This window comes from Microbacterium sp. NPDC077663 (assembly GCF_044542795.1).
Taxonomy (GTDB): Bacteria; Actinomycetota; Actinomycetes; order Actinomycetales; family Microbacteriaceae; genus Microbacterium.
In genome coordinates this window covers 56,009-78,301 of the sequence record NZ_JBITVE010000004.1, presented here as the reverse complement: position 1 = coordinate 78,301, position 22,293 = coordinate 56,009, and the positions used below count along the sequence as shown (strand labels likewise).

The 22,293-nt window shown below is 71.0% G+C and carries 18 protein-coding genes; 9 read left to right on the top strand and 9 right to left on the bottom strand.

The genetic code is table 11. From position 1 onward, the window contains the following. Positions 1–1,365, top strand: a complete 1,365-nt coding sequence (locus ACIGEP_RS16260) for a cryptochrome/photolyase family protein (protein ID WP_396662684.1) — start codon at positions 1–3, stop codon at positions 1,363–1,365. A gap of 90 nt (positions 1,366–1,455) precedes the next feature. Here the strand turns inward: ACIGEP_RS16260 and ACIGEP_RS16255 are convergent, their stop codons facing one another. From ACIGEP_RS16255 to ACIGEP_RS16240, 4 genes are all read right to left on the bottom strand, one after another. Continuing rightward, a complete protein-coding gene (locus ACIGEP_RS16255; protein WP_396662683.1) occupies positions 1,456–2,799 on the bottom strand; it encodes an ABC transporter substrate-binding protein in 1,344 nt (447 codons plus the stop codon). A gap of 82 nt (positions 2,800–2,881) precedes the next feature. Further along, positions 2,882–3,781 (bottom strand): carbohydrate ABC transporter permease, encoded by a 900-nt coding sequence (locus ACIGEP_RS16250; protein ID WP_396662682.1) that lies wholly within the window; start codon positions 3,779–3,781, stop codon positions 2,882–2,884. Then, positions 3,778–4,713 carry a carbohydrate ABC transporter permease gene (locus tag ACIGEP_RS16245; RefSeq protein ID WP_396662681.1) on the bottom strand — a complete coding sequence of 312 codons (936 nt, stop codon included), beginning with the start codon at positions 4,711–4,713 and terminating at the stop codon, positions 3,778–3,780. Before ACIGEP_RS16245 ends, ACIGEP_RS16250 begins: the two co-directional genes overlap by 4 nt. After that, entirely contained in the window at positions 4,710–6,725 is a 2,016-nt protein-coding gene (locus ACIGEP_RS16240; RefSeq protein WP_396662680.1) for a beta-galactosidase, read from the bottom strand. Before ACIGEP_RS16240 ends, ACIGEP_RS16245 begins: the two co-directional genes overlap by 4 nt. A 157-nt stretch (positions 6,726–6,882) precedes the next feature. Between ACIGEP_RS16240 and ACIGEP_RS16235 the strand changes: the two genes are divergently transcribed. Both ACIGEP_RS16235 and ACIGEP_RS16230 read left to right on the top strand, forming a co-directional pair. Then, positions 6,883–7,917, top strand: a complete 1,035-nt coding sequence (locus ACIGEP_RS16235) for a LacI family DNA-binding transcriptional regulator (protein ID WP_396662679.1) — start codon at positions 6,883–6,885, stop codon at positions 7,915–7,917. A 51-nt stretch (positions 7,918–7,968) separates the two neighbouring features. Next, entirely contained in the window at positions 7,969–9,012 is a 1,044-nt protein-coding gene (locus tag ACIGEP_RS16230) for an LLM class flavin-dependent oxidoreductase (RefSeq protein ID WP_396662678.1), read from the top strand. Positions 9,013–9,028: 16 nt separating this feature from the next. Here ACIGEP_RS16230 and pheA read toward each other — a convergent pair whose 3' ends face one another. Both pheA and ACIGEP_RS16220 read right to left on the bottom strand, forming a co-directional pair. After that, the gene (gene pheA / locus ACIGEP_RS16225; protein WP_396662677.1) at positions 9,029–9,991 is read right to left on the bottom strand and encodes a prephenate dehydratase; all 963 of its coding nucleotides are present in this window, start codon (positions 9,989–9,991) and stop codon (positions 9,029–9,031) included. Continuing rightward, positions 9,988–10,908, bottom strand: coding sequence for an EamA family transporter (locus ACIGEP_RS16220; protein WP_396662676.1), 921 nt, complete (start codon positions 10,906–10,908; stop codon positions 9,988–9,990). The genes pheA and ACIGEP_RS16220 overlap by 4 nt, the downstream gene beginning before the upstream one ends. A gap of 73 nt (positions 10,909–10,981) precedes the next feature. Here ACIGEP_RS16220 and ACIGEP_RS16215 point away from each other — a divergent pair, with 73 nt between their 5' ends. The 3 genes from ACIGEP_RS16215 (at position 10,982) to galE (ending at position 14,647) form a co-directional block, all read left to right on the top strand. Beyond that, positions 10,982–11,917, top strand: a complete 936-nt coding sequence (locus tag ACIGEP_RS16215) for a LysR family transcriptional regulator (RefSeq protein ID WP_396662675.1) — start codon at positions 10,982–10,984, stop codon at positions 11,915–11,917. Between the two features lie 63 nt (positions 11,918–11,980). After that, positions 11,981–13,621, top strand: coding sequence for a phosphoglucomutase (alpha-D-glucose-1,6-bisphosphate-dependent) (gene pgm, locus ACIGEP_RS16210; protein WP_396662674.1), 1,641 nt, complete (start codon positions 11,981–11,983; stop codon positions 13,619–13,621). A 48-nt stretch (positions 13,622–13,669) separates the two neighbouring features. Next, positions 13,670–14,647: a UDP-glucose 4-epimerase GalE gene (gene galE, locus ACIGEP_RS16205; RefSeq protein ID WP_396662673.1), complete on the top strand. Its 978-nt coding sequence runs from the start codon at positions 13,670–13,672 to the stop codon at positions 14,645–14,647. A 141-nt stretch (positions 14,648–14,788) separates the two neighbouring features. On the opposite strand, the gene ACIGEP_RS16200 is transcribed toward galE, so the two are convergent. Then, on the bottom strand, positions 14,789–15,727 hold the full coding sequence (locus tag ACIGEP_RS16200; protein WP_396662723.1) for a LacI family DNA-binding transcriptional regulator: 939 nt from the start codon (positions 15,725–15,727) through the stop codon (positions 14,789–14,791). A gap of 104 nt (positions 15,728–15,831) precedes the next feature. Between ACIGEP_RS16200 and galT the strand changes: the two genes are divergently transcribed. From galT to ACIGEP_RS16185, 3 genes are all read left to right on the top strand, one after another. Next, the gene (galT, locus tag ACIGEP_RS16195; protein ID WP_396662672.1) at positions 15,832–17,013 is read left to right on the top strand and encodes a galactose-1-phosphate uridylyltransferase; all 1,182 of its coding nucleotides are present in this window, start codon (positions 15,832–15,834) and stop codon (positions 17,011–17,013) included. Next, complete coding sequence (gene galK / locus ACIGEP_RS16190; protein ID WP_396662671.1) at positions 17,010–18,188, top strand: galactokinase; 1,179 nt, start codon at positions 17,010–17,012, stop codon at positions 18,186–18,188. The genes galT and galK overlap by 4 nt, the downstream gene beginning before the upstream one ends. A 71-nt stretch (positions 18,189–18,259) precedes the next feature. Further along, positions 18,260–19,921 (top strand): ABC transporter ATP-binding protein, encoded by a 1,662-nt coding sequence (locus ACIGEP_RS16185; protein ID WP_396662670.1) that lies wholly within the window; start codon positions 18,260–18,262, stop codon positions 19,919–19,921. A gap of 351 nt (positions 19,922–20,272) precedes the next feature. On the opposite strand, the gene ACIGEP_RS16180 is transcribed toward ACIGEP_RS16185, so the two are convergent. Together ACIGEP_RS16180 and ACIGEP_RS16175 are read right to left on the bottom strand one after the other, a co-directional pair. Further along, positions 20,273–21,232 carry an ABC transporter permease gene (locus ACIGEP_RS16180; protein ID WP_396662669.1) on the bottom strand — a complete coding sequence of 320 codons (960 nt, stop codon included), beginning with the start codon at positions 21,230–21,232 and terminating at the stop codon, positions 20,273–20,275. Further along, the gene (locus ACIGEP_RS16175) at positions 21,229–22,233 is read right to left on the bottom strand and encodes an ABC transporter permease (protein ID WP_396662668.1); all 1,005 of its coding nucleotides are present in this window, start codon (positions 22,231–22,233) and stop codon (positions 21,229–21,231) included. Before ACIGEP_RS16175 ends, ACIGEP_RS16180 begins: the two co-directional genes overlap by 4 nt. Between the last annotated feature and the right edge of the window lie 60 nt (positions 22,234–22,293).

The window sequence follows — 22,293 nt, the reverse complement described above, 5'->3', positions numbered from 1 at the left end:
ATGGCGTCCCCCTCCCTCGTCTGGTTCCGCGACGATCTGCGGCTCGCGGATCACCCCGCTCTCCGTGCCGCACTGGACCGCGGCGAGCCCGTCGTGGGCCTCTACGTGCTCGACGAGGAGTCCGACGGCATCCGTCCCCTCGGCGGAGCGGCGCGCTGGTGGCTGCACCATTCGCTCGCGTCGCTCTCGGAGCGTCTGTCGGAGCGCGGGTCGCGGCTGATCCTCCGCCGCGGACCCGCCGATCGGGTCGTCCGCGACGTCGTCGGCGACATCGGAGCGGGCGCCGTCTTCTGGAATCGGCGCTACGGCGGCTCCGAACGGGAGATCGACGCCCGGCTGAAGTCGGACCTGCGGGAGGGTGACGTCGAGGCCGCGTCGTTCGCGGCATCCGTCCTGTTCGAGCCGTGGACCATCCAGACCGGATCGGGCCGGCACTTCTCGGTCTACAGTCCCTTCTGGCGGGCGTGCCTCGCGCAGCCCGCCCCGCGCGCTCCCCTTCCCGAGCCGCGCGAGGTGCCCGGGCCCTCGCGCTACCCGGCCTCGGACGACCTCGACGACTGGCAGCTGCTGCCGACCGCCCCGGACTGGGCGCAGGGACTGCGCGACACCTGGGAGCCGGGGGAACCTGCGGCACGACGCCGTCTGCGGGAGTTCCTCGACGAAGACCTGGGCCACTACGGCTCGGCGCGGGACCGCCCGGCCGCGGGCGCGACCTCGATGCTCTCGCCTCGGCTGCGCTGGGGCGAGCTGAGCCCTCACACCGTCTGGCACGCCGCCGTGGAGACGTCGGGGTCGTCGCAGTTCCTGTCGGAGATCGGCTGGCGCGAGTTCGCCTGGCACACGCTGTACCACTTCCCCGACCTCGCGACGAAGAACCTGCGACGGGAGTTCGACGCCTTCCCCTGGCCGCGTCTGAAGCCGACCGCGCTGGAGGCGTGGCAGAAGGGCCGGACGGGGTACGCGATGGTGGATGCCGGGATGCGGGAGCTCTGGGAGACGGGCTACATGCACAACCGCGTGCGGATGGTCACGGCATCCTTCCTCATCAAGAACCTGATGATCGACTGGCGCCGCGGCGAGGAGTGGTTCTGGGACTGCCTCGTCGACGCCGACGAGGCGAGCAACCCCTTCAACTGGCAGTGGGTCGCCGGCTCGGGTGCCGACGCGGCGCCATACTTCCGCGTCTTCAACCCGGAGCTGCAGGCCGACAAGTTCGACAAGCAGCGCGAGTACATCGGCCGGTGGGCTCCGGAGTACCGGGATGCCGACGGGCAGCCGCCGCAGCCGATCGTCGATCTGAAGGCGACCCGGCAGAACGCGCTCGACGCCTACGAGAAGGTCAAGCAGGCTTCGCGCGAGTCCTGAGCCTGCACGCGACCGCGCCGCGGATCGGAGCCCGAAGGCCCGACCCGCGGCGCGGATGCGTGGTGTCCGTGAACCTGTGTCAGCGAGCGGTCACTCGGAGACGGGGATGGACTGCGCCTTGAGGGCGTCGACCGTCTTGGTCTGCGCCCCCTCGAGCGCTTCGAACAGCGTGCCCTGGCCGGTGGCGGCCTTCTGGAAGCCGTCCGAGACGTCGGCGTAGGTCTGCGTCATGGTCGGGCCCCACACGAAGTCGGGGTTGACCTGAGCCGCGGCCTCGGCGAAGACGTCGTAGATCTTCTGGCCACCGTAGAACTCGACACCCTCCTGCAGCGACGGGAGGGTCAGACCCTTCGTCGTGGCGGGGTAGATGTTCGCCGACTCGTTGAGGGCGGTGAGCGCCTCGTCCGACGTGTTCAGCCACAGCGCGAACTTCGCGGCCTCGTACGGGTGCTCGGTGCCCTTGAAGACGGCGATCGACGATCCGCCCCAGTTGCCGGCGGCCTTCTCGCCCGCCTCCCACTGCGGCGACGGGGCGACCGACCACTTGCCGGCGGTGTCGGGAGCGCCGGACGAGATGGAGTTGGCACCCCACACGGCCGAGTTCCAGGTCCAGACCTCGCCCGAGTTGTAGGCGTTGTTCCACTCCTCGGTCCAGGCCGGGTAGGTCGAGACGAGGTCCTCGTCGATGAGCTCCTGCCAGTAGTCCGCGACCGTCTTGGACTGGTCACCGGTCAGGTTGACCTTCCACGAGCTGCCGTCGTTGGAGAACCAGTCGCCGCCGGTCTGCCAGACGAAGCCGGCGAACTGGTTGATGTCGGCGGTCGAGAAGTTGGTGATGTAGCCACCGGCCTCGCGGACCTTCTTGGCGGCCTCCTTGTACTCGTCCCACGTGGTCGGGACGTCGATGCCGTTCTGCTCGAACAGGTCGGAGCGGTAGAACAGCGCCATGGGGCCGGAGTCCTGCGGGATGCCGTAGACGCCGTCGGTGCCGAGGGTGACCTGGTTCCAGGTCCACGGGATGAACTCGTCCTTTGCGGCGGCGACATCCTCGCACGCGGAGAGGTCCTCGAGACCGTCCTGCACGCGGAAGCTCGACAGCGCGTCGTACTCGATCTGACCGAGGTCGGGCGCATTGCCGGCCTCGAGCTGGCTGAAGAAGCTCGAGTAGGTGCCGGAGTTGCCGTTCGGGCCGGTCTGGACCTTGACCTGGATGTCGGGGTTCTCGTCGTTCCACATCTTCACGACGTCCTCGATGCCGGGGATCCACGAGGTGAAGTCGAGAGTGACCTCGCCGTCCGACGGGGCGCAGGCCGCGGGGTCGGCAGCGCCGCCGTTGCCGGTGCCGGAGCCGCCGTTGCCGCCGGCGCAGCCGGCCAGGGTGAACGCCGTGAGCAGTGCGACGCCGGCGACGACTGCCTTCTTGGTGTGCTGCATGGGATTTCCAATCTGATCGTTGATCGGGTGTGACAGGAACAGGTACTGCAGGGATGCCGCGGGGTCCGCCCGCGGCGGGAACTCACTTCACGGAACCGGTGCCGAGTCCGTTGCGCCAGAAGCGCTGAAGCAAGAGGAAGGCGACGATGAGCGGCACGATCGACAGGAACGCGCCGACCAGGACGTAGGTGCGCAGCTCGGGGATCTGGTTGAGCTGCGTGTTCCACGTGTAGAGGCCGTAGGTGACCGGGAACAGCTCCTGGCTGCGCAGCATGATCAGCGGCAGGAAGAAGTTGTTCCAGATGGAGACGAACTGGAAGAGGAAGATCGTCACGAGCGCGGGCGCCATGAGACGCGACGAGACCGTGAAGAACGTCCGCACCTCGCCGGAGCCGTCCAAGCGGGCGGCCTCGATCAGCTCGTCCGGCACCGACGACGACGCGTAGATGCGGGCGAGGTACACCCCGAACGGGCTGACGACGCTGGGCAGCAGCACCGACCAGAACGTGTTGGTCAGGTTCACCTGGCTGAACAGCAGGAACAGCGGGAGGGCGAGGGCGGTCGCGGGGACCAGGACACCGCCGAGCACGATGTTGAAGAACGCCTCCCGGCCGCGGAAGTTGTACTTGCCGAGCGCGTATCCGGCCATGCCGGCGAAGACGGTGGCCAGCAGCGCCCCGAGACCGGCGTAGGCGAGGCTGTTCAGCAGCCACCGGAAGTAGATGCCGTTGTTGTACGAGACGAGGTCGCCGATGTTGGCGAACAGGTTCCCATCGGCGAACCAGAGCGCGTTGGTCGTGAGGAGCTGACCGCGGTCCTTGGTCGAGGCGATGAACAGCCACCAGATCGGCACGAGGAAGTAGAGCGTGAACACGCCCATGACCAGCAGTGCGGCGGTGCGCGACAGGATGCTCTCGCGCGGCCCCCGGCTCTTCGGCAGGTCCGTCGCCAGTGCGCCGTTCGTACGGGTGAGGAGGCTCATTGCTCGGCCTTCCGCTGGGTGAGCTTCAAGAACGCGAACGACAGGATGCAGGTGGCCAGCGCCAGCACGACCGAGAAGGCCGCTGCGAGGTACGGGTTCGGGACGGCGCTGGTCGCGTAGATCGTCATGTTCGGGGTGTAGGTCGACGAGACCGCCGAGCTGAACGAACGGAACACCTGGGGCTCTGCGAGCAGCTGCAGGGTGCCGATGATCGAGAACACTGCGGTCAGGATGATCGCGGGGGCGACCATCGGGATCTTGATCGACCAGGCGATGCGGATCTGACCGGCACCGTCGAGGCGTGCCGCCTCGTACACCTCGGCGGGGATCGCCAGCAGCGCCGAGTAGATGATCAGCATGTTGTAGCCGACGAAGACCCAGGTCACGACGTTCGCGATCGACCAGAGCACCATCTCGGGCGAGAGGAAGTCGACGCTGCGCGTCACGTCGGTGAACGGCGACAGGTTCGGCGAGTACAGGAAGCCCCACATGATCGCCGCGATGACGCCGGGCACGGCGTAGGGCGCGAAGAACGCGAGGCGGAAGAAGCGCTTGCCCTTCAGGACCGGCGAGTCGAGCAGCAGCGCGAACAGCAACGCGAGGCCGAGCATGACCGGGACCTGCACGACGCCGAACAGCAGCACGCGGCCGACCGACTCCCAGAACGGCGCGTTCTGGAATACCTGGATGTACTGCGTCAGCCCGCCGAACACCTCGGTGGGCTCGCCGTAGAGCCCGTCGCGCTGGACGACCAGGAGCGACTGCCAGATCGCATAGCCGATCGGGATCAGGTAGAAGAGCAGGAAGAGGATGCCGAACGGTCCGGTGAAGACCGCGATAGCCCCCTTGTGCGGGGTCTTCGCCCGCGGGATCCGCTTCGCGCGCGACGGCTTCGCCGACGAACGCGTCACGAGGAGTTCCGTGGCGGTCATGCGGCCGCCTCCTCTCTGATGATGCGCACCGCGCCCGCGGGCACGGTGACGTGGCCGGCGACGTCTGCGCCGGTCACGAGGTCCACGCCGTCGGAGTCGACGTGGACATCGGTCTCGCCGTGATTGATCACGAAGAGATAGGACGCGCTCTCACCGCGGCGCCGGACGATCTCGAGATCGCCGGTGCCGGACTGGGCGGGAGCGGCGGGCGCCACGCCTGCGTCGGCGGCGAGGCGCGACACCAGGTCACGGTAGTCGGCGTCGCTGAGAAGGGTCGCGAGGTAGTGCGCGGTCCCGCCGCCCCAGGCGTTGCGGGTGAGCGCCGGCATCCCCGCGGCGGGGCCGTCGGTGAAGGATGCCGCGACCTCGGCGGTCGTCGCGCGCGAGCGCTCGGACCACAGCCGCGCGGTGGACCCGTCGCTCAGGGTGAGCGCGGCCTCGGGTGCGACCGGGGCGAACTCCTCGATGTGCAGGCCGAGGGCCTCGCGCAGCGGTCCGCTGTAGCCGCCGGTGTAGACGCGGTCGTTATGGTCGACGATGGCGGTCGAGAACGTGATGAGGGCCGTGCCACCGGCGGCGATCCAGGAGGTGAGGACCGCGGCATCCGCCTCTGCCATCAGGTGCAGGCCCGGAACGACGACGAAACGGTACGCGGACAGGTCGGCGCCGGGGGCGACCACGTCGACGGTCAGACCGTTCGCGTGGAGGGCGCGGTACGAGGCGTGCACCTGGTCGAGGTAGCCGAGCGACTGGGTCGGACGGGTCTCGCTCTGGCTCGCCCACCAGGACTCCCACGAGAAGAGGAGCGCGACGTCGCTCTCGACGCGCGAGCCCGCGATCTCGCCGATCCGGTCGACGATGCCGCCGAGCTCGACCACTTCGCGCCAGACCGCGGAGTCGGTGCCGGCGTGAGGCAGCATTGCGGAGTGGAACTTCTCGCTGCCCTGCACCGAGGCGCGCCACTGGAAGAAGCAGACGCCGTCGGCGCCGCGCGCGACGTGGGTGAGCGAGTTGCGGATCATCTCGCCCGGCGCCTTGGGCTTGTTGAGCGGCTGCCAGTTGACGGCGCCGGTGGAGTGCTCCATGAGGATCCACGGAGCCCCCTGGCCGAGACCGCGCGACAGGTCGGCCGCGAACGCGAGCTCGGAGCGCGGGTCGCCGAGGCGGTGGTCGAGGTAGTGGTCGTTCGCGACGATATCCATCTCGTCCGCCCACGACCAGTAGTCGAGGTTCTCGATGTGCGCCGTGACCATGAAGTTGGTCGTGATCGGCACGTCGCTGTGCGCACGGATGGCGTCGGCCTCGGCGCGGTAGTGCTCGAGCAGGGCGTCGCTGCTGAATCGGTGGAAGTCGAGGACCTGACCGGGGTTGCGGCTCGAGAGGGTCGCCCGCGGGGTGAGGATCTCGTCCCACTCGTAGTAGGTCTGGCTCCAGAACGCGGTGCCCCACGCGCGGTTGACCTCGGCGACCGTGCCGTACCGCGCCTGCAGCCAGGTGCGGAAGGCGCCGGCGCTCTCGTCGCAGTGGCACAGCGCGTTGTGGCATCCGAGTTCGTTCGAGACGTGCCACAGCGCGACGGCCGGGTGCGAGCCGTAGCGCGCGGCGACGGCGTCGACGAGGGCGAGGGCCGCCTCACGGTAGCGGGGCGAGCTCGGGCACCAGGCCTGGCGACCGCCGGGGTAGCGCCGCGTGCCGTCGTCGACGACGGGGAGGATCTCGGGGTGCGCCGTGGTCAGCCACGCGGGCGTCGATGCGGTGCCGGTGCCGAGGTTGATGCGGATGCCGGCGGCGTGCAGTCTGGCGATGATGTCGTCGAGGCGGGCGAAGTCGTACTCCCCCGCGCGCGGCTGGATGTGCGCCCACCCGAAGATGTTGATCGCGACCAGGTCGACGCCGGCCTCGCGCATGAGCGCGATGTCCTCGTCCCAGACGTCCGGCGTCCACTGTTCGGGGTTGTAGTCGCAACCGAACGCGATGCCGTCGTGCTCGAAGGGGCGGGCCGGGACCGACATGTTCTCCTCTGGATCCTGTGAACGTGCACAGGTCTGCGCGGTGTTCCTCCGCGTTGAGGCTCTGTGAACGTGTACAGAGTAGATCGCCGGTGGATGCCTGTCAATTACGACATCGCCGGGGATATCGGCGTTGTGTGCGTGCACATACGATGAACGCGTGAGCATCGATCGCACAGACACCGTGGGACGACGCCGGCGTGCGACGGTCAAGGACGTCGCGACCGAGGCGGGCGTCTCGCGCGGCACGGTCAGCCGTGTGCTCAACGGTCAGCCCTACGTTTCGGACGAAGCGCGTGAAGCCATCGAGGCGGCGATCGCAAAGGTCGGGTTCGTTCCGAACCGCGCCGCGCGGAGCCTCGTGATGCAGAGCTCGCAGGCGATCGGCCTCATCGTCCACGAGCCGCATTCGCTCTTCGTCGAGGACCCGAACATCGGGTCGATCCTGCTCGGCGCGAATGCCGCCCTCTCGGAGGCGGACTACCAGCTGTCGTTCATGATCGCCGACACCACCCGCGACATCGAACGCCTCGCCCGCTACCTCAGCGGTGGTCTCATCGACGGGGTCATCATCGTCTCGGCCCGGGTGGGCGACCCCATCACGCGCGCGGTCGCCGACCTGGGACTGCCGGCCGCCTTCGTCGGCCATCCCCGCGACATCGGCGACGCCGCCTACGTCGCGATCGACAACCGCGGAGCCGCGCGCGAGATCACGACGCGCCTGGCGGCCACCGGCCGCAAGCGCATCGGCATGATCGCCTCCGCCCTCGACCGCGACTCGGGGTCCGACCGCCTCGCCGGATTCGTCGACGCCCTCGGTTCCCGCTTCGAGCCGAGCCTCGTCGAATCGGTACCGCTGTACTCCTACTCCGACGGACAGGCCGGGATGCGGGCTCTCCTCGATCGCGCCCCGGACATCGACGGGGTGTTCGCCTCCAGCGACGCCGTCGCGGCCGGCGCGATGGACGTCCTCCAGGCCGCCGGTCGGCGCATCCCCGAGGACATCGGCATCGTCGGTTTCGACGACAGCTCCTGGGCGCTGCGCTGCGATCCGCCGCTGTCGACCGTGCACCAGCCGGCCGGCGACCTCGGCCGCGCCGCGGCGGAGTCGGTGCTGCGACAGCTGCGCGGCGAGGATCCCGATGCCGGCGGGACGGTCCTTGCGTGCCCGGTCGTCTGGCGCGACTCGGCCTGATCGACCGCAGCTCGGAATGCGCGGCGAGCCGCGCCGGTTGCAGTGTGCGATATGAGCACCGCGATCCCGGCACTGTCCGTCCTCGACCTCGTCCCCGTCCGCACGGGGCAGACCAGCAGCCAGGCGATCGCCGCCTCGCTCGCCGTCGCCCAGCGCGCCGACGAACTCGGCTACCTCCGCTACTGGTTCGCGGAGCACCACAACATGCCCGCGGTCGCCTCGACCACTCCCCCCGTGCTGATCGCCGCCGCCGCCGCACGCACCCGCCGCATCCGCGTCGGATCGGGCGGCGTCATGCTGCCCAATCACTCGCCGCTCGTGGTCGCCGAGCAGTTCGCGGCCCTCGAGGCGCTCGCCCCGGGTCGCATCGACCTCGGCATCGGGCGCGCGCCCGGATCCGACCCCGTGATCACCCAACTGCTGCGGCAGTCGGGCACCACCAGCGACGTGGAACGGTTCCCGAACCACATCACCGACATCCGCTCGCTCGTGTCCGCCGAGGGCGCGACGCTGCGGTTCACGTCGGGCGGCACGTACGACGTGCGCGCGACCCCCGCATCGACGGGAGCCCCCGAGGTCTGGCTGCTCGGGTCGAGCGACTACTCCGCGCAGCTCGCGGCGGGGATGGGCCTGCCCTACGTCTTCGCGAACCACTTCTCCGGCGACGGCCTCGAGCGGGCGCTCGAGCTGTACCGCGGGCAGTTCCAGCCGTCCGAGACCCTCGCCGAGCCGCGCACGTTCGTCACGGCGAACGCCGTCGTCGCCGAGACCGACGAGCAGGCGCGCGCCGCGGCCCTGCCGCAGGCTCGGATGATGTCCCGACTGCGGTCGGGACAGCCCCTCACCGCACTGGAGACCGTCGAGCAGGCCGCGACGGCCGAGGCATCCGACGGGCTCGCCGGTCCCCTCCTCGACGCGATGCTCTCCCGCTGGTTCGTGGGCACCGGGTCCGAGGTGCGCGCCGAGCTCGCCGCGTTCGCGGCCCGTCACGGCGTCGACGAAGTCATGGTCTCGCCCGTCGCGGCCGCGACCGAGGACGAGCCGATGGATGCCGCGCCCTCCCGCATCCGCACGCTGGAGCTGCTGGCCGCCTGACCGCGCGGGAGGCGGGTCAGGCCTCGGGCTCGCCCGAGACGAGGCCGCGCAACCAGTCGCGCGCCTCGACGAAGACCTCGTCGGAGTATCGCTCGGGGTAGCGGACGATCGCGCGGTCCGCACGCGGGTAGGAGCCGAGGTACAGCACCCGCGGCGAGAAGCGGCGGAGCCCCAGGAGGGCGTCGGCCATCCGCTCGTCCTCGATGTGCCCGTCGGCGTCGATGACGAAGCGGTACCGGCCGAGCTCGTCGCCGATCGGGCGCGAGGCGAGCAACGAGAGGTTGATGCCGCGGGTGGCGAACTGCTCGAGCAGTTCGAGCAGGGCGCCCGGGTGGTCCTCGGGCAGCTCGACGATGAGCGAGGTCTTGTCGGCCCCGGTCGGCGCGGGCGGCGGCGCCGTCCGGCTGACGAGGACGAACCGCGTCACGGCGTGCGGGTTGTCGCCGATCTTCTCGGCGAGCAGGTCGAGATCGTGGAGCTTCAGGATGCCCGGGGGCGCGATCGCGGCATCCGCGGTGATCCCGCCGTCGATGAGACCCACCGCGGCGGCGACGTTGCTCGAGGCCGGGATGTGCGCGTGCTCGGGCAGCGCCTGCGTGAGCCACGTGAGGCACTGCGCGTAGGCGACGGGGTGCGCGGCGATCAGCGAGACGTCTTCGAGCCGCACGCCGGGCTTGGCGACCAGCACGAACTCGACGGGGACGAGGTACTCCCCCACGATGCGCAGACCCGGCACCGTCGCGAGGGCGTCCTGCGTGGTCGAGACGCCGCCGTCGACCGAGTTCTCGATCGCGATCATCGCGGCATCCGACCTGCCCTCGACGACGTCGGCGAGCGCCTCGCCGACGTTGCGGACGGGGCGCCAGTTCTGGTCGCGGGCTTCGGGGACCTGCGCGAGGGCGGCCTCGGTGAAGGTTCCGGCGGGTCCCAGGAAGCTGTACGTGCGACGAGTGGGAGTGGCCGGGGGCTCGGGTGTCACGCCGACAGCCTAATGGGCGCCCCTTTCGACACCGGCCGCGCCGTCTGGGCCCGACGACGGATGCCGGTGACCAGCACGCCCGCGACGAGCACGGCTCCGCCGACGACCTCACCGACGCTCGGCGTCTCGCCCAGAAGCACAGCGGCGGAAGCCATCGCGACGACGGGGGCGAGGAGGATCCAGGGGACGACTGCGGCCGACGGGTTGCGGCCGAGCAGTCCGTTGAAGACGGCGTACCCGAACAGGGTGCAGAGTCCGGCGGTGTAGACCGTCGACACGACCGCCGCGGGGCCGATGGCGGCAAGACCCGCGGTGATCGCGGCGGGACCGTCGACCACCAGTGACAGCGCGACGGCCGGGACCGGCACCACGAGCGAGGACCAGACCGTCAGCGAGAGCGTGCCGCCGCGCCCGACCCCGGTCACGACGCCCGCGCGGCGCGAGATGACATTGCCGACCGCCCACGACAGCGCCGCCGCCAGCGCGAAGCAGACGGCGACCACGGGCGCGTCGCCGCCGCGGAACACCGCGACGATCGCGAGACCGACGACGCCGAGGGTCACGCCCACCGCCTGAGGCACCGACGGGCGCTCGCGCAGGGCGGCCGCGGCCAGCACGATCGTGAACACGGCCTGCGCCTGCAGCAGCAGAGCCGCCAGCCCCGGGCTGAGTCCGAGCGCGAGCGCGGAGTAGAGCAGCGCGAACTGGCCGAGGCTCATGAAGAGCCCGACACCGACCACGACGCGCCAGCCGGTCGCGGGTCGTGGCACCACGACGGCGGCGAGCGCCACGACGGCGAAGCGGATCGCGACGAACAGCAGGGGCGGGATGCCGCTCATCCCCCAGTCGATCACGACGAAGTTCAGGCCCCACAGCGAGGCGACAAGGGCGGCGAGGAGCATGTCACGTCGGGTCACGGGATCAGTCCAGCGCGCGGCATCCATGAAGGACAAGCGATCATTCGATGACATGACTCGGTAGCATCGCTTCATGATCGATCTCGAGGCCGTCGTCTCGCTGCGCAGTGTCGCCACGGAGGGCAGCGTCGCCGCCGCCGCGAACGCCCTCGGGTACACGCCGTCGGCCGTGTCGCAGCAGATCAAGCGGCTCGAACGCGACACGGGCGTCGCCCTGCTCGAACGGGTCGGACGCGGTGTCGTGCTGACAGAGGCGGCGACCAGGCTGGTCGTCTCGGCGACGCCGATCCTCGCCGACCTCGAGCGGGTGCGCGCCGACCTGCACGGCGGCGCGGATCCGGGCCGCGTCTCGGGCGAGATCCACATCGCCGCATTTTCGACCGTGGTGCGCGGGGTCATGGTCCCGGTCCTCGCGGACCTCGGCCAACGGCATCCGGATCTGCGACTGCCGCTGCGCGAGAGCGAACCCTGGGAGACCATCGCCCTCGTCGCCTCGGGGCAGCGGGACGTGGGACTCGTGCACCGCTGGGGCAACGTCGCCCTGGCGATCCCGGACCACCTCGTCGAGGTGCCGCTGTTCACCGACGTCGCCGACGTGATCCTGCACCGCGATCACCCGCTGGCGGGCCGCGCCGAACTGCGCCCGGAGGACATCGGCGGAGAACCGTGGGTCGCGACCTTCGAGTCCACGATCTGTCGGCAGTGGTTGCGGCGGCTGTTCGACGGCGTCGGCGGGGCCCCGCGGATCGTGCACGAGTCGATGGAGTTCGAGAACCACCTCGAGATCGCTCGCGCGGGCATCGCCGTCGCCCTCGTGCCGCGGCTCGGCCGCCCGCCGCTCGGCCCCGACCTCGTCGCCGTGCCCACCGCCTCGCCCGAATCGACGCGGGCGGTCTCGGTCATCCATCGGCGCACGATGTCGGATTCGCCGGCGCTGCGCGCGGTTCTTGACGCCCTCACCGAGCGCGCCGGAGACATGGTCACCGACACGGGACGCCTGCCCGCCTGAGCGCTCCCCGTCGATCCGCGACACGCGGCCGCCGACGGCGGTGTTCCCTGGCAGACTGGGCGAATGAGCCGCGCAGGACAGCCAGCCGAAGCCTCTGACCTCGTCGACGTGGACGCCCTCATCGGCGCCTACTACGACCTGAAGCCCGATCCCGCCGTCGCATCGCAGCGGGTCGCCTTCGGGACGAGCGGCCATCGCGGCTCGTCGCTGTCGCGCAGCTTCAACGAGGACCACATCCTCGCGACGACGCAGGCGATCGTCGACTACCGCGCGGCGCAGGGCATCACCGGTCCGCTGTTCCTCGGTCGCGACACGCACGGACTGTCGCTGCCCGCGGAGCACACCGCGATCGAGGTCCTGGTCGCGAACGGTGTCGACGTGCGCGTCGACAGCCGCGACTCGTGGGTGCCGACGCCGGCGCTCAGCCACGCGATCCTCACCTACAACAAGGGGCGCGACGAGTCGGATGCCGGTCGTGCCGACGGCATCGTCGTGACCCCTTCGCACAACCCGCCGCGCGACGGCGGGTTCAAGTACAACCCGCCGCACGGCGGCCCCGCCGACACCGATGCGACCGGCTGGATCGCCGACCGCGCGAACCAGCTGATCGAGGCCGGGCTCGAGGGCGTGAAGCGCGTCCGTCACGCGGACATCGACGACGCGACGCTCGGCCAGTACGACTTCCGCGAGGGATACGTCGCCGACCTCGCGTCCATCATCGACGTCGACGCGATCGCGCGCTCGGGCGTGCGCATCGGTGCCGACCCGCTCGGTGGCGCCTCGGTCGAGTACTGGGCCCTCATCGGCGAGCGCTACGGCCTCGACCTCACGGTCGTGAACCCCGAGGTCGACCCGACCTGGAAGTTCATGACGCTCGACTGGGACGAGAAGATCCGCATGGATCCCTCCTCCCCCTCGGCGATGGCCGCCCTGGTCGCCCGCCGAGACGAGTTCGACATCCTCACGGGCAACGACGCCGACGCCGACCGCCACGGCATCGTCACCCCGGATGCGGGCCTGATGAACCCGAACCACTTCCTCGCCGTGGCGATCGACTACCTCTACGCGCACCGACCGCAGTGGCCGGCGGATGCCGCCATCGGCAAGACCCTCGTGTCGTCGATGATCATCGACCGCGTCGCGGCGTCGCTCGGTCGCACCCTGCTCGAGGTCCCCGTGGGGTTCAAGTGGTTCGTGCCGGGCCTGCTCGACGGCTCCGTCGCCTTCGGCGGCGAGGAGTCGGCAGGCGCCTCGTTCCTCCGCACCGACGGCACGGTCTGGACGACGGACAAGGACGGCATCCTCCTGTGCCTGCTCGCCGCCGAGATCCTCGCCGTGACGGGCAAGACCCCCTCGCAGCGGTACGCCGAGCTCGAAGCGGAGTTCGGGGCATCCGCCTACCAGCGCGTCGACGCGCCCGCCTCGCCCGAGCAGAAGGCCGCGCTGTCGAAGCTGTCGGGCGACGCCGTCTCGGCGAGCGAACTGGCCGGCGACCCGGTGACGGCGAAGCTGTCGCACGCGCCCGGCAACGGCGCGGCGATCGGCGGACTCAAGGTGCAGACCGAGTACGCCTGGTTCGCCGCCCGCCCCTCGGGCACCGAGGACGTGTACAAGCTCTACGCCGAGAGCCTCAAGGGCCCCGAGCACCTCGCGCAGGTGCAGGAGGAGGCCCGCAAGGTCGTCGCCGCGGCGCTGGGGTCCTGAGACGCCGTCGGTCGGGTCGGCCGGTTCCACGCCAGTAGGCTCGGGACCATGAGTTGGCTCGTCACCGGAGGCGCCGGGTACATCGGCGCGCACATCGTCCGCGCTCTCGCCGAGGCGGGACTCGACCCGGTGGTCCTCGACGACCTGTCGAGCGGGCACGCGCCGTTCGTCCCCGAGGGCGTTCCCTTCGTGCAGGGCACGATCCTCGACCAGGCGCTCGTCGCGGAAACCCTTCGGAGCCACGGTGTCGAGGGCGTCATCCACGTCGCCGGCTTCAAGTACGCCGGCGTCTCGGTGCAGCGCCCCCTCCACACCTACGAGCAGAACGTCGAAGGCACGCGCGTCGTCCTCGCTGCGATGGCGGATGCCGGGGTCACGAACATCGTGTTCTCCTCGAGCGCTGCCGTCTACGGCACTCCCGACGTCCCGCTCGTCACGGAGGACCTGCCCAAGCGCCCCGCGTCGCCCTACGGCGAGTCGAAGCTCATCGGCGAGTGGCTCATCGCGGCGCAGGGCGTCGCGACCGCGGCATCCGATGCGCCCCTGCGTCACACCTCGCTGCGCTACTTCAACGTCGTCGGGTCGGGCGACCCGACGGTCTACGACACGAGCCCCCACAACCTGTTCCCGATCGTCTTCGAGATGCTGCTGAAGGGCGAGACCCCGCGGATCAACGGCGACGACTACGACACCCCCGACGGCACCAACGTCCGCGACTACGTCCACGTCGCCGACATCGCCGCGGCCCACGTCGTCGCGGCGCAGCGCCTGCTCGCCGGCGAGTCGGTCGAACCGGCGTACAACCTGGGCTCGCAGAACGGCCTCTCGGTGCGCGAGATCATGGATGCCGTCGCTCGCGTGACCGGCATCCCGTTCACCCCCGAGATCGCACCGCGCCGGGCAGGCGACCCCGACCGCATCGTCGCGACCGGCGAGCTCGCCGCCCGCGACCTCGACTGGAAGATGCGCTACACCGTCGACGAGATGGTGCGCACCGGCTGGGACGCCCGCCGCACCGCGGGCTGAGCCGCCTGGGCGCGCTGCGCCCGTGTTCGCGAGAGCGTGCGTTCGTGCCGAAAGCGCCGCCTGCTGCCGCGCTCGGACGGGCGCTCTCGCCAGGAGAGGGCGCTTCGCGCGGGCGACGGCCCGCGGGCGACGGCGCGCGCGTCAGCCGGACGCGCGGGCGACGAGCGTCGTCGGGACCACGGTGCGCGTGGGCGCGGCGCCGTCGAGCGTCGCGGTGAGCGCGGCCACCGCGGCCTCGCCGAGGGCGGCGAAGTCCTGTCGGACGGTGGTCAGCGGCGGGCGGTAGTCGGCGGCATCCGCCACATCGTCGAACCCGATGACGGCGACGTCGTCGCGGCCCGCCTCGGCGAGCGCGCGCAGGACACCGAGCGCCATCTGGTCGTTCGCGGCGAACACGGCGTCCACGTCGGGCTCGGCGGCGAGGACGACGCCCGCCGCGTGGCCGGATGCCGCGCCCCAGTCCCCGCGCAGCGGTTCCCGCGACGTCGAGCCGTCGTGCGCCGCACGCCAGCCCCGCTCCCGCTCCGCGGCGGCGAACGAGCCCACCGGGCCGGCGACGTGCGCGATCGCGCGGCGACCGGCATCCCGCAGCCGGCGCGTGGCCGCCTCGGCCCCGCCCGCGTGGTCGGACTGGACGGTCGCGAATGCTCCACCGGGCGAGTCGACCGCGACGAGCGCGAGATCCGGCGGCGGGGTGGCCCCCTCGGCGATCGCGGTCGCCTCGTTGAGGACGATCGCCCCGTCCACGCCGAGGTCGTGCAGACGGTCGAACGCGTCGGCGATGTCCGCGCGCTCGGCGAGCGAGATGAGGGTGACCGCGAGGTCGCGCCGGGCGGCGGCGGATGCCACGGCCTCGAGCATCCTCGAATTGCCGACGGTCGAAAGGGTCGCGACGATGACGCCGATCGTGCCGGAGCGCCCCGTCCGCAGGGCGCGCGCGGCGCGGTGCGGCCGGTAGCCGAGCTCGGCCATCGCGGCCTCGATGCGGGCCCGGGTTTCGGGATCGACCCGCGGGCTGCCGTTGACGACACGCGACACGGTCTGGCCGGACACACCCGCGGCCGCGGCCACGTCGGCCATCGAGACGCGTCGCTGCACGGCATCCTCCCCCGGTGCGGCCCCGGCATCACTCCGGAGATCCGCGTGATGTTGACGATAACACGCCTCTCAGCTACCGTGTTGACGTGAACACGACGGAGTTCGAGCCCACCCCCGCCGAGACGACCGAGCTCGGTGCCGGCGTCGTCAAGCGCCGCACGCGCTTGGCCGACGGCCGCGAGCTGATCTACTTCGACGACCCCGGGACGGCCCTCGGCACCGCGCGCGCCGTCGACACCCGCGACCTCGACCCCCGCCCCGAGACGGCGACGATGCGGCAGGACGTCCTGACGGGCGACTGGGTCTCGGTCGCCGCGAATCGCCAGAACCGCGCGTTCCTCCCGCCCGCCGAGCTCGACCCGCTCGCCCCGCAGTCGCCGTCGAACCCGTCCGAGATCCCCTCGGTGTACGACGTCGCCGTCTTCGAGAACAAGTCGCCCTCGTTCGGGCCCGCCCTCGCCGAGGCGACCGACGACGTCCCCGCCGCGATCGACCCGCCGCGCGGGCTCGACGACATCGCGCACCTCGGCCTCGGCCGCACCCGCACGAGCGTCGGCCGCACCGAAGTCGTCTGCTTCTCGCCCGAGCGCACCGGCTCTTTCGGCACCCAGACCGTCACCCGCGCCCGCACCGTCATCGAGGCGTGGGCCGACCGCACCGCCGCCCTGTCGGCCCTGCCCGGCATCGAACAGGTCTTCCCCTTCGAGAACCGCGGCGAGGCGATCGGGGTGACGCTGCAGCATCCGCACGGTCAGATCTACGCCTACCCCTACGTGACCCCGCGCACCACCCGCCTGCTGGACTCGATCGACCGGACGGCGCCCGACCTGTTCCAGCGCATCCTCGAGTTCGAGCAGGCCGGCCCCCGCGTTCTGCTGCGCGGCGAGCACTGGACGGCCTTCGTGCCGTTCGCCGCGCGCTGGCCTCTCGAGATCCACCTGCTCCCGCACCGTCACGTCGCCGACTTCGCGACGCTCTCGGAGCCCGAGAAGGACGAGCTCGCGCCGCTCTACCTGCGCCTGCTGCGCGGCGTCGACGCGCTCTACGAGTCCGAGACCCCCTACATCGCCGCCTGGCACCAGGCGCCGGTCCGCGTCGGCCGCGACACCGTCCGCCTGAGCCTGCAGCTCACGAGCCCCCGCCGCGCCGCCGACAAGCTCAAGTTCCTCGCCGGATCCGAGGCCGCCATGGGCGCCTGGATCGGCGACGTCCCGCCGGAGGACGCCGCCGCGCGCCTCCGCACCGCCATCGAAGGGATCACCCTGTGACCGCTGCCGGCGAGGCCCACGGCCTCTTCTCCACCCTCACCGGCAGCGAGCCGGTCGGACTCTGGTCGGCGCCGGGGCGCGTCAACCTGATCGGCGAGCACACCGACTACAACGACGGCTTCGTCTTCCCGTTCGCAACCCCCCACCGCACGCACATCGCGCTCGGCCGTCGCTCCGACGGCCGCATCCGCGTGGTGTCGACCTTCGACACCGCACCGGTCGAGGTGGCCCTCGCCGACCTCGACGCGCTCTTCCCGGAGCGCCGCGGCGAGGTCGTCGAGTGGGCGCGCTACCCGCTCGGCGTCGCATGGGCGCTGCTGCAGGCGACCGGGACGGATGCCGCATCCGTCACCGGCGTCGATCTCGTGTTCGCCTCCGACGTGCCCGTCGGCGCCGGCCTGTCGTCCTCCGCCGCCATCGAGGGCGCGACCGGCTCCGCCCTGAACGACGTGTGGGGGCTCGGTCTCGACCGAGTCACCCTCGCGCAGGCCGGACGCCGCGCCGAGAACGAGGCCGTCGGCGCCCCGACCGGGATCATGGACCAGATGGCGTCGATGCTCGGTGAGACGGATGCCGGGACCTTTCTCGACTGCCGCAGCCTCGACGCGCAGGTGGTCACCCTCGGCTTCGACGCCGCGGGGCTCGAGCTGATGGTGATCGACACTCGCGTCGCCCACGCACACTCGACCGGCGGCTACCGCGAACGCCGGGAGGCGTGTGAGCGCGGAGCCGCGGCGATGGGCGTTCCCGCCCTGCGCGACGTGCGCGTCGACCAGCTGCCGCAGGTCGAACAGCTCGTGGACGAGGTGACCTACCGTCGTGTGCGCCACATCGTGACCGAGAACCAGCGCGTGCTCGACACCGTCCGCACGCTGCGGGAGCACGGACCGCGCGCCATCGGCGAGCTGCTCTACGCCTCGCACGCCTCGATGCGCGACGACTTCGAGATCTCGGTGCCCGAGCTCGACCTCGCCGTCGAGACGGCGCGCGAGCACCGCGCGATCGGCGCACGGATGACGGGCGGCGGCTTCGGCGGTTCGGCGATCGCGCTCGTCGAGCGCTCCGCCGTGCCGGCTGTGCGCGACGCGGTGCTCGCGGCGTTCGCCTCCGCCGGCTACACCGAGCCGCACGTCTTCACCGTGCGACCGTCCGAGGGCGCCCGCCGCGACGGCTGACCGGCGTTACGGCTCGGTAAAGCCGGCGATCCACCCGTGCACCCGCGGCGGGTGGAGGGCAGGATGGACCCATGCCCTTCGCCACCACCCCCGCCGCCGGCGCGCCCCTGCTCCAGGTGCGCGACCTCGCGGTCGAGTTCCAGACCATCGACGGACCGGTGCGCGCCGTGGAGGGCGTCGACCTCGACCTCGCCGCGGGTGAGACGGTCGCGATCGTCGGCGAATCCGGCTCGGGCAAGTCGACGACCGCGATGGCCGTTGTCGGCCTGCTGGCCGGCAACGGCAAGGTCGCGGAGGGCAGCATCCGCCTCGACGGGCAGGAGCTCGTCGGAGCGTCCGAGGCGACGATGCGCGGCATCCGCGGAGCCCAGATCGGACTCGTCCCGCAGGACCCGATGTCGAACCTCAACCCGACGTCGAAGATCGGCACGCAGGTCGCCGAGACCCTGCTGGCGCACGGGCTCGCGACCAAGAAGGACGTCGACCGCAAGGTCGTCGAGACCCTCGCCGCGGCGGGTCTGCCGAACGCCGAGGAGCGGGCGAAGCAGTACCCGCACGAGTTCTCGGGCGGCATGCGCCAGCGGGCCCTCATCGCGATCGGCCTCGCCTGCAACCCCCGCCTGCTCATCGCCGACGAGCCCACGAGCGCGCTCGACGTGACGGTGCAGAAGACGATCCTCGACCAGCTCGGCCGGATGACGACCGAGCTCGGCACCTCCGTCCTCCTCATCACGCACGACCTCGGGCTCGCCGCCGAACGCGCCGCCCGCGTCGTCGTCATGCACCGCGGCCGCATCGTCGAGCAGGGCCCCGCCCGGCAGATCCTCGAACAGCCGCAGCATCCGTACACGCAGTCCCTCGTCAAGGCGGCGCCGTCCGTCGCCGTCGCGCGATTGCGCCCCGAGGCGTTCACGGCGTCGACACCGGATGCCGCGCCGAAGCCGGTCGACAACATCGTCGAGGTCGAGGGGCTCACCAAGCTCTACAAGGTCCGCGGGCAGAAGGAGGACTTCGCCGCCGTCCGCGACGTGTCGTTCTCGATCCCGCGGGGCGAGACGGTCGCGATCGTAGGCGAGTCGGGCTCGGGCAAGACGACGACCGCGCGGATGCTGCTCAAGGTCGTCGACCCGACGGAGGGCACGATGCGCTTCGACGGCACCGACGTGGCATCCCTCAAGGGTCGTCAGCTGCGGGAGTTCCGGCAGAAGGTGCAGCCGATCTTCCAGGACCCGTACTCGTCGCTGAACCCCATGTTCACGATCGAACGGATCGTGCAGGAGCCTCTCGACTTCTACAACCGCGGCTCCGCGAAGGACCGCGCCGCACGCGTGCGGAAGCTGCTCGACGACGTCGCCCTGCCGGAGTCGACGCTCCGGCGCTACCCGTCGGAGCTCTCGGGCGGTCAGCGTCAGCGCGTCGCGATCGCCCGCGCCCTCGCCCTCTCGCCGGAGCTCATCGTCTGCGACGAGCCGGTGTCGGCGCTCGACGTGCTCGTGCAGGATCAGATCCTCACCCTGTTGCGCGACCTGCAGACCGAGTACGGCCTGAGCTACCTCTTCATCTCGCACGACCTCGCCGTCGTGCGGCTGATCAGCGACTACGTCTGCGTCATGAAGGACGGTGCGCTGGTCGAGGCCGCCTCGAGCGAGGAGATCTTCACCAACCCGCGCGACCCGTACACGCGCAACCTCCTCGCCTCGATCCCCGGCAACGAGCTCGACATCGCCGTCTGACCCGCCCGCCGGCGACCCTTCGACGCCTCGCTGAGCCGCCCCCGCGTTCCGTATTCAGTCTCGCGAGAGCCTCTCAGGACCCCAGGGCGCGGAATCCCGCACACCGCACCCCTCGCAGACTGAATTCGAGCCGCCGCCGCCCGCGCGCCCGGGCAGCGAAGCGATCCTGGTGGGCCGGACAGACGGGGAAGGGGCCCTGTTGTCCGACCCGCCGGGATCGCGCAGCGGTACCCCCGAGCAGTCAGGGAACCGCCGCGTTGCCCAACCCGCCGAGCAGGTACCCCGCGACGAGCCCCGCGACCACGACGACGAGCAGCACGATCACGGCGATCAGGACCCGCCGGGTCATGCTCAGCGCCCGCGGGTCCGGGGGTCCATGGCTTCGCGCAGGGCCTCGCCGAAGAGCGTGAACCCGAGCGCGGTGATCGCGATGCAGATGCCCGGGAGGAAGGCGAGCCACGGTGCGATGGCGAGTTCCGCCTGCGCGTAGGTGAGCATGCGCCCCCACTCCGCCGTCTCGGGGCGGCCGCCGCCGAGGCCGAGGAACGACAGTGCAGCGGCGTCGATGACGGCGGTCGCGAGCGACAGCGTGCCCTGCACGATGACCGGGCCGACCGCGTTGGGCAGCACGTGGGTCATGGTGATGCGCCCGCGGCCGAGGCCGAGGGTCTGCGCCGACAGCACGTAGTCCGCCGAGCGCTGCTGCAGCATCGAGGCGCGCAACAGGCGCGCGAAGATCGGCACCTGCGCGACACCGATCGCGATCATGACCGAGTTCTGGTTCTGCCCGAGGATCGCGGCGATCGAGACGGCGAGCAGCAGGCTCGGCACCGAGAGCAGGATATCGACGAGCCGCATGATGACGTTGTCGACCCAGCCGCCGAACGTGCCGGCGATGAGGCCCAGCAGCATCCCGCCGATCAGTCCGTAGGCCGTCGAGACGACTCCGATCAGAAGTGACGACTGCGCTCCCCAGATGAGCTTGGACAGCACGTCGCCGCCGAAGCGGTCGAGGCCGAGGGGGAACGACGCGATCTCGCCCGGTCCGGGGATGAAGGTGGGGGTGATCTCGCGCGCACCCGGGAGGGCCGTCTCGGGGTAGGGCGCGAGCAGGGGCGCCGCCAGTGCGACGATCACGAACAGCAGCACGATGGCCAGGCCCGCCCAGGCGGTGGGGCTGCGGCGCAGACGGCGGAAGACGTCGTGCCAGAAGCCGCCGCGCGGCGCGCCGCCGCTGCCGGCCTTCAGGTCGACGGCGGTGGCGTCTTCGGCGGGGCTGCCGCCGGCGGCGGGGGGAAGGACGGTGCTCATGAGACCCTCACTCTCGGGTCGATCAGGCTGTACGACACGTCGACGAGCAGGTTGATGAGCGCGTAGACGATCGCGATGAAGATGATGAAGCCCTGCAGCACGGGGAAGTCGCGGTTGAAGATCGCACCGGCGAGGAACGACCCGATGCCCGGGAACGCGAAGACGGTCTCGGTGAGGATGGCCCCCGACAGCAGCAGGCCCGCCTGCAGGCCGATCGTCGTGATGACAGGGAGCATCGCGTTGCGCAGGATGAAGCGGTTGCGCAGCAGCGCCCCGGGCACGCCCTTCGCCTTGCCGGTGCGCACGTAGTCGGCGTTCTGGACTTCGAGGACGGATGCCCGGGTGATGCGCACGATGATGGCGAGGGGGATCGTGCCGAGCGCGATCGCGGGCAGGATCAGGTGCAGGACGGCATCCCACGCGGCGTCGAGCTCCCCCGTGATGAGACCGTCGAGCACGTAGAAGTTCGTGTAGTGCGTCGCGTCGATGCGGGGGCTCTGCCGCCCGTCCGAGGGCAGCCAGCCCAATTGGACCGCGAAGACGTACTTGAGGATGAAGGCCAGGAAGAACACCGGCACGACGATGCCGAGCAGGCTGAACACGACCGCGGCACTGTCGGCCGCCTTGCCGTGACGGCGGGCCGCCCAGTAACCCAGGGGCACACCGACGCCGACGGCGATGATGAGAGCGGCGATCGAGAGCTCGATCGTCGCGGGGAAGCGGCGCAGGAACTCCTCGAGCACCGGACGACTGGTCTGCAGCGAGCTGCCGAAGTCACCGGAGAGGAGCCTGCCGATCCAGGTGAAGTACTGCTCGAGGAGCGGCCGGTCGAAGCCGTAGAGCTCGTTGATGCGGGCGACCGCCTCGGGGGTCGACTTCTCGCCGAGCAGGGCTTGCGCGGGCCCGCCGGGGAGGGTTCGGACCCACCAGAACAGGAGGATGCTCAGGCCGAGGAGGGTGGGGATCAGCAGCAGAAGTCTCTTGCCGATGGTTCGCAGCACGGGTGTCGCTTTCGTGGAGGTCGGTGCGGGGCGGGAGGATCTCCCGCCCCGCACCGGTCA